Annotated in this window: 9 protein-coding genes and 1 pseudogene; 8 read left to right on the top strand and 2 right to left on the bottom strand. The window is 56.9% G+C overall.

Annotation, left to right across the window (positions count from 1 at the left end):
- Positions 1–201: 201 nt before the first annotated feature.
- From AB4Z52_RS29935 to AB4Z52_RS29945, 3 genes are all read left to right on the top strand, one after another.
- Positions 202–885 (top strand): response regulator transcription factor, encoded by a 684-nt coding sequence (locus tag AB4Z52_RS29935; RefSeq protein ID WP_442221515.1) that lies wholly within the window; start codon positions 202–204, stop codon positions 883–885.
- On the top strand, positions 863–2248 hold the full coding sequence (locus tag AB4Z52_RS29940) for a sensor histidine kinase (RefSeq protein WP_442221516.1): 1386 nt from the start codon (positions 863–865) through the stop codon (positions 2246–2248). Before AB4Z52_RS29935 ends, AB4Z52_RS29940 begins: the two co-directional genes overlap by 23 nt.
- A 297-nt stretch (positions 2249–2545) precedes the next feature.
- Positions 2546–3451 carry a LysR family transcriptional regulator gene (locus tag AB4Z52_RS29945; protein WP_442221517.1) on the top strand — a complete coding sequence of 302 codons (906 nt, stop codon included), beginning with the start codon at positions 2546–2548 and terminating at the stop codon, positions 3449–3451.
- 81 nt (positions 3452–3532) lie between these two features.
- Here AB4Z52_RS29945 and AB4Z52_RS29950 read toward each other — a convergent pair whose 3' ends face one another.
- Complete coding sequence (locus AB4Z52_RS29950) at positions 3533–3700, bottom strand: hypothetical protein (RefSeq protein ID WP_442221518.1); 168 nt, start codon at positions 3698–3700, stop codon at positions 3533–3535.
- On the opposite strand from AB4Z52_RS29950, the gene AB4Z52_RS29955 reads away from it, so the two are divergent.
- The 5 genes from AB4Z52_RS29955 to AB4Z52_RS29975 all read left to right on the top strand — a co-directional run bounded on the left by AB4Z52_RS29955 (position 3693) and on the right by AB4Z52_RS29975 (position 9994).
- Positions 3693–4589 carry an NAD-dependent epimerase/dehydratase family protein gene (locus AB4Z52_RS29955; protein ID WP_442221519.1) on the top strand — a complete coding sequence of 299 codons (897 nt, stop codon included), beginning with the start codon at positions 3693–3695 and terminating at the stop codon, positions 4587–4589. The genes AB4Z52_RS29950 and AB4Z52_RS29955 overlap by 8 nt on opposite strands.
- A 57-nt stretch (positions 4590–4646) precedes the next feature.
- Positions 4647–5471 carry an aldo/keto reductase gene (locus AB4Z52_RS29960; RefSeq protein ID WP_442221520.1) on the top strand — a complete coding sequence of 275 codons (825 nt, stop codon included), beginning with the start codon at positions 4647–4649 and terminating at the stop codon, positions 5469–5471.
- Positions 5472–5552: 81 nt separating this feature from the next.
- A complete protein-coding gene (locus AB4Z52_RS29965) occupies positions 5553–6584 on the top strand; it encodes an aldo/keto reductase (RefSeq protein ID WP_442221521.1) in 1032 nt (343 codons plus the stop codon).
- Between the two features lie 600 nt (positions 6585–7184).
- Positions 7185–8174, top strand: a complete 990-nt coding sequence (locus AB4Z52_RS29970; RefSeq protein ID WP_442221522.1) for a cytochrome-c peroxidase — start codon at positions 7185–7187, stop codon at positions 8172–8174.
- Positions 8175–8185: 11 nt separating this feature from the next.
- Entirely contained in the window at positions 8186–9994 is a 1809-nt protein-coding gene (locus AB4Z52_RS29975; protein WP_442221523.1) for a methyl-accepting chemotaxis protein, read from the top strand.
- 451 nt (positions 9995–10445) lie between these two features.
- On the opposite strand, the pseudogene AB4Z52_RS29980 reads toward AB4Z52_RS29975, so the two are convergent.
- A pseudogene (locus tag AB4Z52_RS29980) lies at positions 10446–10853 on the bottom strand (acetate/propionate family kinase); the annotation flags it as partial.

The raw sequence follows: 10853 nt of genomic DNA on the forward strand, positions 1-10853 counted from the left end.
TTTTCCGGCTCTGCCAGCTGTTTTGGACCTCGGTGCAATTTCACCTCCCAAGGATTACACCGGACACAGTCTTAGATTAATTCGATTTCATGTTTGCGCGAAGTGCAGGCTCGGCATGTAATGAGATAGTGATGATGCAGGCATGCAGCATGTGATGAGCTTTACGACCGGAAGAAGGCGAATGAGCGCCGGAGATATTGGATGCCACGAATCCTGGTGGTCGAAGACGACGAGCGAACATCCGCCGAGATCGAGGCGGCACTCTCTGATCACGGCCATAGCGTCGAGCGGGTGGCGACGGGTCGTGAAAGTATCGTGCGGGCCATGGCCGAGACGTTCGACGCGATCATCCTGGATCGGATGCTGCCGGGCGACATTGATGGACTGGGAGTCCTTGCCTCCCTTCGAGCCGCAGGTGTACACACGCCCGTCCTGATCCTCAGCGCGCTTTCGGCAGTCGACGAACGCGTGCGCGGTCTGAAGGCCGGAGGCGACGACTATCTGACTAAGCCGTTTGAGTTCCTGGAACTGACCGCGCGATTGGATGTTCTGATGAGACGGCGAACTGGCCCAGTCGTCGAGACAATTCTGCGGGCGGGAGATCTCGAGTTGGATCTTTTGAAACATGTGGTACGTCGCGCAGGCAATGTCATCGACCTCCTGCCGCGGGAATATCGCCTTTTGGAATATCTGATGCAGCATGCAGGGCAGATCGTGACGCGAACGATGCTGTTCGAGGAAGTCTGGCACTATCGCTACGACGAACCGACAAACCTGATCGATGTGCATGTCAGCAAGCTGCGTCGCAAAATCGATCAAGCGCAAGCTACTTCCTTAATCCAAACCGTCAGGGGCTCCGGTTATGTTCTTGCAGCGCCTAAGTGACGTCTGCCGGACAACAAGCTTTCGCTTGGCGATGTTGTTTCTCGCGCTGTTTGGACTGGCATCGCTCGTGCTGTTCGGCTTCATGTACGGCGAAGTGAAGAATTTCATGCAAAACAAGGTCGATGAATGGGTCCAGCGAGAGGAACAGGAGCTCGCTCGCCGGCCGGTCGACGACATTCTGCGCCGATTGAAGGACAGGACCATCGGCGAAGCCGATGCCGAGCGATCGATGGCGTTGTTCGACAAGTCGGGCGCCCGTGTCGCCGGCACCGCCATATCGCTGCCCGCTTCAATTCCCGACACCGTTGGCCCGTTCAATTTCAAACTGGCAGGAATACCGGGACATACTCACTTTCGGGGCATCGTTCACACCCTGAGCTCCGGAGACAGGCTGCTCATCGCCCAGGACATTGGCGAGTTGCGCGAGTTCGATGAGGTGCTCACCGGCGCGATGGCCCTGGCAGGAGCGATTATCGCCGTGCTTGGCCTTGCCGGAGCCGCAATCGTCGGCGCCGGAGCAGTCAGGCAAATCGACGGCATTACGCGCACGACGCAGGACATCATCGCCGGCGACCTGTCGAAGCGATTGCCAACCAGAGGCAATTCCGGAGACGTCGATAAATTGGCAGGGGTCGTCAACAAGATGCTCGCCGAGATCGAGCGGCTGATGCACGAGGTGAAGGGCGTCTGCGACAACATTGCTCACGATCTGAGGACGCCTCTGACCCGTCTCTTGGCGGGACTTGAGCGTGTCCAGCGACGTGCGTCGTCGGCAGAGGACTATCGTCAGGGCGTTGACGAAGCCATAACCGAGACGCAAGCAGCACTTAGAACCTTCAGCGCCTTGCTCCGCATCTCCGAGATAGAAGACGGCGTCCGGCGGTCGGGATTCCAATCCGTGGACCTCGCGGCAATTGTAACGGATGCGGTCGATTTTTACGAACCGGCCGCCGAAGAGAAGTCCATCGTCATGACTGTTGCCGTGGAGGGCACGCCCATTCTGTCTATTCCCGGCGAACCGAGTTTGCTGTTCGAGGCAATTGGAAATCTCCTCGACAACGCCATCAAGTTCACGCCGGAGGGCGGAGCAGTGTCGGTGCGGATAAAGGGAGGTCCTAGGGGGACCGACCTTACAGTCTCGGACACGGGACCGGGGATCCCGCCTGACGAAAGTGAAACCATACTCCGGCGTTTCTACCGGACCGAGCGAAGCCGTCATACGCCTGGCAACGGGCTTGGTCTTAGCCTCGTTGCCGCAGTCGCCCGTCTTCACTCCATGGTCATCATCATCGACCAGCCAGACACCGGCGCATCCGTCTCGCTGCGCTACGAGACGAAAGATGCTGCACGCCCGACGGCATAAGGTGCATCGTAGCCTCGACGTCGTCCGACGGTAGCCGTCTCAATTCCGCTTACGAGCGGCGCGGTACAGGCTCTCGCTCAATACAGATCTCGAGCGTTGCTGGTGAATGATCGAAGAAAGCGACACACTGTTGTCATTCGTCTTCTCAGCGCGTCTTCATTTCGCGCGAAGCTGTTCACGATTTGAGAACTGCCCGTGTACGCTTGAGGCGAGCGTCGATACTATTGGCACGCTATAAGTAGTCAGGAATGGTCAGCAAAAGTCGCCACTGTCCTCGAACCTATGCCAGAGAGAAATATGCCGCTTAAACGAGGAGAAATTCATGAGTTATCGATCTTTCTCGTGATCGTCCAATATAGAAGCTTCCGCAAAGCTGCGGATCATCTGGAATTGACAGCTTCCGCGCTGAGCCACAGCATCAAGGCGCTGGAGGCGAGGCTGGGTGTGCGGCTTCTTAACCGGACGAGCCGCAGTGTCGCGCCCACTGCTGCGGGCAAGGCCCTCGCGGAAAAGATTTCCGCGGGACTCGATCTCATAAATTCCGGCCTGGACGAGCTGAATGGTCATCACCGAGGCGCAGCAGGGAGTATCCGTATTAACGTCCTACGGGATGCCGCCAGCTTGCTTCTCAGGCCCGTTTTGCCTGTCTTTCTGCAGCGCTTCCCGAACATTGAACTTGAGATTGCTGTCGATGACCATTTCGTCGATGTCACCGCGGAAGGGTTCGATGCCGGATTGAGGTATGGCGGAACAATTCCTGAAGACATGATCGCTGTCCCCTTATCGCCGCCGCTCAAATGGGTGGCGGTTGGCTCACCTGACTACCTTGATCGTCACGGTCGTCCGGAATTGCCAAAAGATCTGCATTCCCATGACTGCATTCGGATCCGCACCGGCAGAGGGCAGATTTACAAATGGGAATTTGAACGCGGAGAGGAACGAAGCGAGATCGATGTTCCAGGTGCGCTTATTTCCGGCGAGTCTGATCTGGCGATCAGCGCCGCGATCGGTGGAGCTGGGTTGTCCTATTGTTTAGAGCAGCTGGCCCGCCCTCACCTCGCAGCAGGCCGCTTGGAAGTCGTTCTGTCTGATTGGGCTTCTTTCGGCCCGCCTCTTTCAATCTATTATTCCAGCCGACGACAACTCCCTTTCGGCGTCGATGCCCTTATTCAAGTCATACGCGAGCTTAGTCCGATGGGATAGCACCCGTCACGGTGCCCAATCGATGAGCGGCACTCATTGATCCAGTGACCTTTCCGCTATTGATTCATCCTTCAACCCCGCCTACCCATAACGCTTGGCTGCGGCGATCAGGCAGAGAGTTGCGTTGGCGACGGCTAAACTGGCTGCATTATCGGACAGGCTGTTAAGGTCAACGGCGGCCACATGAGGCCGTGAATAACCATGAAATAAGGCCAGCATCACAATCGAGAAAGATGGATCAATGAGCAAGCGAGTTATCTTTACCGGCGGCAGCGGCAAAGCCGGTCGCCACTCTGTTCCCTATCTGGTCAAGAGGGGCTACGAGGTTCGCAATCTCGATCTCGTCCCGTTGGAGTGCCCAGGGGTCAACACCTTGATCACTGATCTCACGGACAGCGGAGAAACTTTCAACGCGCTGTCGATGCATTTCGGTTCCGAAGGGCTGAACACGGGTGCAGGTCCCGCCCCTGTCGACGCCGTGGTTCATTTCGCCGCAATTCCCAGCCTGCTGCTGAAGCCGGATAACAAGACTTTCGAGGTCAATGTCATCTCGACTTACAATGTTTTGGAGGCGGCACTGAAGCTTGGTATTCGCAAGGTCATAATCGCCTCGAGCGAGACGACATACGGCGTCTGCTTCGCCGAAGGTGACAAGGATTTTCATTCCTTTCCGCTTGAGGAGGACTACGACATCGACCCGATGGACAGCTACGGACTGTCGAAGGTCGTCAACGAAAAAACCGCCCGCGCCTTTGCGATGCGCACTGGCTCCGACATCTACGCCCTTCGCATCGGTAACGTGATCGAGCCGCATGAATACGACCGTTTTCCGGGCTTTCTTGCCGATCCACCATCCCGCAGGCGCAATGCCTGGAGCTATATCGACGCCCGCGACCTCGGCCAAATCGTTCATCTCTGTATTGAGAAGGACGGCCTGGGCTTTCAGGTGTTCAACGCCGTCAACGACACAATCACGGCCAACCAGCCTACCCGCGATTTTCTAAAGCGCTGGGCACCGAACACGCCGATCCATCGCGAGCTTGGCGAATTCGAGGCGCCACTTTCCAATCGGAAAATACGCGAAGTCCTGGGCTTCAAGGAAGAGCACAACTGGCGCAAATACGTTTCAAAATTATGATGCGAGACGCCCGATCAAACATGACACCGCTCGATAATCGATTGACGGAAAAGCAAAATGACGACTGAATCGACGGTCGCGGGCATCCCGCAGATGGGTTATGGCACTTGGAACCGTCCCGCGCACGAAGCCTATCAGGGCGTCGTCTGGGCATTGGAAGCTGGATGCCGCCACATTGACACTGCCCAGGGCTATAACAACGAGCAGGATGTCGGGCGCGGCATCAAGGACGCAGGCATAGGGCGCGGCGAAATTTTTATCACGACGAAGGTCAAGCCAGACAATTTCGGTCCGGGCGAGGTTGTGCAGTCCATAAAGGAAAGCCTCGATAAGCTGCAGGTCGACCAAGTCGACCTGCTTCTGCTGCATTGGCCCTCGCCGCACAACAAATACGCGCTGCAGGACTATGTCAGCCAATTTGTAGAAGCCCTTGATACAGGTCTCACCAAGCGCATCGGCGTTTCAAACTTCACAAAGGCGCTGATTGACGAGACGATCCGGTTGTTCGGCGATCGCAAGATCTCCACCAATCAGGTCGAATGTCATGTCTACATGCAGAACAGACCGATCATCGACCATTGCGAAAAACTGGGCATCCCGGTGACCGCCTACTCGCCGCTTGCGCGCGGCGCGGTCGTAGGCGACGCACTGCTTGAAGAGATTGGGAAGTCCCATGATGCCAGCGGCGAGCAAATAGCTCTCGCCTTTCTCATCGCTAAGGGTCTGGTCGTGATCCCGTCGTCAGCAAAAAAGGATCGCATCGCGTCAAACTTCGAAGCGGGCAAGATCACGTTGACGCCAACCGACGTTAAGCGGCTCGAAAGCCTGGAAAAGGGAATGCGTCTCGTGAACGGAGATTGGTGCCCGGTCTGGGATAGCTAGAAGACAGATCTGGGAACATCGAGGAATTCGACTTGGCGGACGATGACCATATTGGCGCCCGCATGACATCAGGAGGCAGAAATGGACTATCGCAAGCTCGGGGCCAGCGGGACCATCGTCACGGCATATTGCCTCGGCACCATGACCTTCGGCGCCGAAGCCGACGAGGCAGCATCTCATAGGTTGCTAGACGACTATTTCGCCTGGGGAGGAAACTTCATCGATACTGCCGACGTTTACAGCGCCGGTCAGTCCGAAGAGATAATCGGGCGCTGGCTCAAGGCGCGGCCGATCGAAGCGCGTCAGGCTGTCATAGCCACAAAAGCACGATTCCCGATGGGCAACGGCCCGAATGATATCGGTCTGTCACGACGGCATCTTGGCCAGGCGCTCAACGATTCGCTCAAGCGCCTCGGCGTCGATCAGGTCGATCTTTATCAGATGCATGCCTGGGATGCATTGACGCCGATCGAGGAAACTCTGCGCTTCCTCGATGACGCTGTCACGGCTGGAAAAATCGGCTATTATGGCTTTTCCAACTATGTCGGTTGGCAAATCGCGAAAGCTGCCGAGATCGCCAAGGCAAACGCCTATAGCCGCCCGGTCACATTGCAGCCGCAATACAGTCTGCTGGTCCGCGACATCGAGCTGGAGATCGTCGCTGCTTGCCAGGACGCTGGTATGGGCTTGCTTCCCTGGTCGCCGTTGGGCGGAGGGTGGTTGACCGGTAAATATAAGCGCGACCAAATGCCAACTGGCGCCACGCGGCTTGGAGAGAACCCCAACCGCGGCAGCGAATCCTACGCGCAGCGCAATGCGCAAGACCGCGTCTGGGCGATCATTTCGGCGGTCGACGAGATCGCCACCGCGCGCGGCGTGAGCATGGCACAAGTGGCCCTAGCCTGGACGGCAGCGCGACCTGCCGTCACCTCCGTCATCCTCGGCGCTCGCACGCCCGAACAGCTCGCAGACAATCTCGGTGCAGCAAAGCTCACGCTTTCCGAGGACGAAACAACACGACTGAACAACGTCAGCGCACCTCAGCCGCCGGACTATCCCTACGGCAAGGCAGGCACCAACCAACGCCACCGGAAGATCGAAGGCGGCCGCTAGCGATCCTGCGTCTTTCATTGCACGAAATGGGCGGGGCCGGCTGCGTCCGGCTGGGCAAAAAGAACAACGAATCCTGCCTTGCATAAATGAAGACAGCGATCGCATTCGTCAGGAAACGGGCATCGCGCCCATCGCATATCGGACGACGAAAGGTCAGGGGAACTCTGGCCGATCACACTTCGGAGAGGGGCCCTGCAATCCTAGATCCCTGCAAAGAGTTTTGCGACAAAGGCTGGTGGAATCCACATCAGAACTGGCTCGATAACTCAGTCAACAGTCAGCGCTTATCCAAGCGCGGCCTGCAACGCTGTGACGGGGACCGGTTGGGCTATTCAGTTCATTTTTAGGCTTTCAGTATAACCTATCGTCCGTTCTTCAATTTCTCATTGCCTACAATAACTGAACTGCGCTACTGCGAAAATTCCATCTATAATATCTATTGCTCAGTTGAATCACTCCACCATCGGTAGCAATAGTTATCTCAGTCAAGTAAAAATTAGCGTTTACTAGCAGTTAACCATGAAATGCTATTTTTAGATATCGCGTCGGACGGCTCAATCCTTTCCGGCAAATCATTATCTCTCTTTGGATTCTGGCACGATGGCGCGGTCTCTGCTTTCAGCTCTCGCATTCACACTGCTGGCTGTACAGCCGACCGTGGCCACTGATCTGACAGCTTTCAAAAGACCTTTGACGATCCCATTCAACAAGGTCACGGCTTATTCGCCGCAACTTGCCACACTTGGCAAGATGTTGTTCTTCGATCCTAGGCTATCCGGCAACAAGAATATGACATGCGCGACATGTCACAACCCGTCCTTCGGCTTTGAAACGCCGGTCGAAACGCCTGTAGGAGCCGCAAATACCCACCTCGCGCGTCAGGCGCCAACCGTCCTCAATGCAGCCTGGGTGACGCCGAACTTCTGGGATGGCCGGGCGCCGAGCCTTGAAGCGCAAGCAGCGGGACCGATCGGCGCGCCGGCCGAAATGAACGGCAATCTCGATGATATCGTCGTGGAAATGAAGAACATAGCGGATTACGAGAAGTGGTTCGGCCAGGTGTTTCCCAATCAGGGCATCACCAAAGACAATATGCTGATCGCCATTGCGACTTATGAGCGGACGGTCGTATCGAACTGGTCACCGTTCGACCGCTGGGTCGACGGAGACGAGACCGCCGTATCCGATAGCGCCAAACGCGGTTTCGGACTGTTCACGGGCAGTGCAGGCTGTTCCGCCTGCCATTCGGGCTGGAACTTCACTGACAACAAATTCCATGACATCGGACTTCCAAGCCAGGATATGGGACGCGCCAAACTGGAGCCCGACAATCCGAAAGCCAAGTTCGCATTCAAGACCCCAGGCCTGCGTAACACGCTCTATCGCGGTCCCTATATGCATGACGGCAGCCTGAAGACAATGGACGAAGTGATAAGCCACTACGAAAGCGGCGGGATCGACCGTCCTTCGCTCGCTTCCGAACTCTTTCCTCTGTCGCTAACCGAACAGGACCGCAAGGACCTGATCGCCTTCCTTGGTACCTTAACCGCCGAGAAGCAGGATATCCCCATCCCAACCCTGCCGAATTAAGGAACCTTACGATGAATCTGTCCATACGCTTTCAAATTCTCATTCCTTTGGTGGCCACAATCATCGTTGGCTTCGGCAGTGCATCCCTTGTCGGCTATCAGGCGATGATCGGCCAGGACGAGGTCGAAGCCGTCGTTCAGGAGGCGATCGGCGCCAAGATGCTCTCGGCCCGCACTGAACAGCAGTTCAAGGATGCGATGTCGGTCGCAGATCGTGTTCTGGCCATGACCGACTTTGTCCCGGCGGGCGAAGTAAAGCAGCAGTTCGAGCAGGCGAATAGCGCATTGGAGGAGACGCTGAAAGAGCTCTCGGCCAACAAGCTTTCAGCGTCGCTGACGGACAGTGTCGTGGCACTGGTCGATAAACATGCAATCTGGGCCAGGGATGTCCAGATCAGCCTTGGATTGCTGCAAGACCCCGAAATCCCGACCAGCGAAAAGCTTGCCCGCTCCCAGCACGCAATCATCAGTCAGATCGCTGACCTGAACCAGATCGTTGACAAGGTCGCGACAGGCAGTGTCACCGCTGCAGGACGCGCCCTGACATCGAAGATCGAAACGGAGCTTGCCTTTGCCGGCGTTGCCGCAGTAATCGGCCTGTTCATTCTGACGATGATCGCCGGGCGTATTTCCCAACCGATCCAGCGGATCACGCAATCGATGCAGCAGCTTGCTGCCGGCGAAACCGACAAGGCCATCCCCTATGCTGGACGGGGTGACGAGATAGGTAAGATGGCGGCTTCCGTCGACGTGTTCCGCCACAATGCGATCGCGCGGTTCACACTCGAAATCGAGGCGGAAAACGGCCGGATCACAGCTGAGGCAAATCGGATCGCCGATCAGGAGCGCGGCGAGCGAAATGCTGCGGAGCGGCTGACCATCGCGACATCAGGTCTTGCAGCCGGGCTGAAGCGCCTCGCTGCCGGCGATCTCGCAGTCAATCTCCAAGAGCAGTTCGCGCCGGAATTCGAGCCGTTGCGGCACGACTTCAACAGCTCCGTCGATCAACTCGCAAACACGCTGCTGTCCGTGTCCGCAAGCGTTGCGACCATCAATTCGCGAACGCGTGAGATCAGCCTCGGCTCGAACGAGTTGTCCGCTCGAACGGAACGCCAGGCAGCAACACTTGAGGAAACCGCCGCCTCCTTGAGTGCGGTGACCGCCAAGGTTGCCCAATCCTCCCAAATCGCTGATGAGGCTCGCGCGGTCGCCGATCAGGCTAACCGCAGCGCAGAGACGTCCGGCAAAGTGGTCGCCCAAACCGTCGTTGCGATGGGGGAGATCGAGGAGTCCTCCAAGCAGATCAACAATATCATCGGCGTGATCGACCAGATCGCCTTTCAGACGAACCTTCTGGCGCTCAATGCAGGCGTGGAGGCCGCCCGCGCCGGTGAGGCAGGCAAGGGTTTTGCAGTCGTTGCGCAGGAAGTCCGTGAACTTGCCCAGCGCTCTGCTCAAGCCGCCAAGGAAATCAAGGAGCTCATCGGCAGCTCTTCGGGCAAGGTCGTAAGCGGCGTCCAACTCGTCAATCAAACCGGCGTGGCCCTTGGCGATATCGGCAGATATGTCGTGGATATCAATAAATTCATGGATGAGCTCGCTGCATCCTCCCGCGAACAGTCAGCTAATCTCTCGGAGGTCAATCAGGCGATGCACCAGATGGATCAGGTGACGCAACAGAACGCGGCCATGGTCGAGGAAACGACGGCAGCAAGCGGAACACTCGCAAGCGAGGCAGAGCGACTGCGCGAACTAGTTTCACAGTTCGAATTGGCAAGCCCTGCGGCTCCCAGGAGAGCCGCATTGCGTACTGCCGCCTAAAAAGGTCGACGGCTGTTGACTTAAGGCGCTCAACCCGAATGGTGTCGTTTTGCATTTGATCATGAGACTCCTCTGGTCGTTTTTTTAAAGAATTTGGATGCCGGTAATTTCTCCGGGGTCACGTTGTGCGCAAAAGAGCCGGTTTGGGCTTGAATATGAAGGCACGTTGGGTGCTGATTGTCGGGCTAGTCCTGATATGAAGGCCGGTTACGCGACCGCATACTGGACAAGACAATGTTCAGGGCAAGCGGTACCCATTGCTGTTATAGGGCCATTTTCACTTGCTGATTTCCGGCATGTCCTCGCCATATTGGCGGACATAGCGTAATGTTCCTCAAGTTTGTTGCGGAAAAGGTCAATCACATCTGCCGCCTTTTCCATGAGACCGCTCCAATTTGATGTGGTTGACTGTGAGACTAGCGCCGATGGAGCGGGGTGATTGTGATCTCAATCACTCGCCGGCCAAAATCGCTAGGGCTTCATCGGCGATCACCTGCTCCTCGTCGGTTGGAATGACGAAGGCTGTGATGGCACTTGCCGATGTGCTGATGACAGGCGCATTGGCGGCATTCGCACTGCCGTCGATGGAAAGGCCGAGCCATTGCAGGCGGTTGCAGATGGCGGCGCGTATGTCCGACTGGTGCTCGCCTATCCCAGCGGTGAAGACGACGGCGGCAAGGCCGCCGAGCGTCATCGTCATGCGGCCGATCTCGCCGGCAATGCGCAAAACGAAAAGGTCGACCGCCTCTCGCGCTTCCGGTCGTTGGCTCATCAGCAGATCGCGGGTATCGGCGCTGATGCCAGAAACACCAAGCAGACCGGAGCGGTGGTAGAGCATATCCTCCACGCTTTGCAGCGT

This window comes from Rhizobium sp. 2YAF20, assembly GCF_052114685.1.
Lineage (GTDB): Bacteria > Pseudomonadota > Alphaproteobacteria > Rhizobiales > Rhizobiaceae > Rhizobium.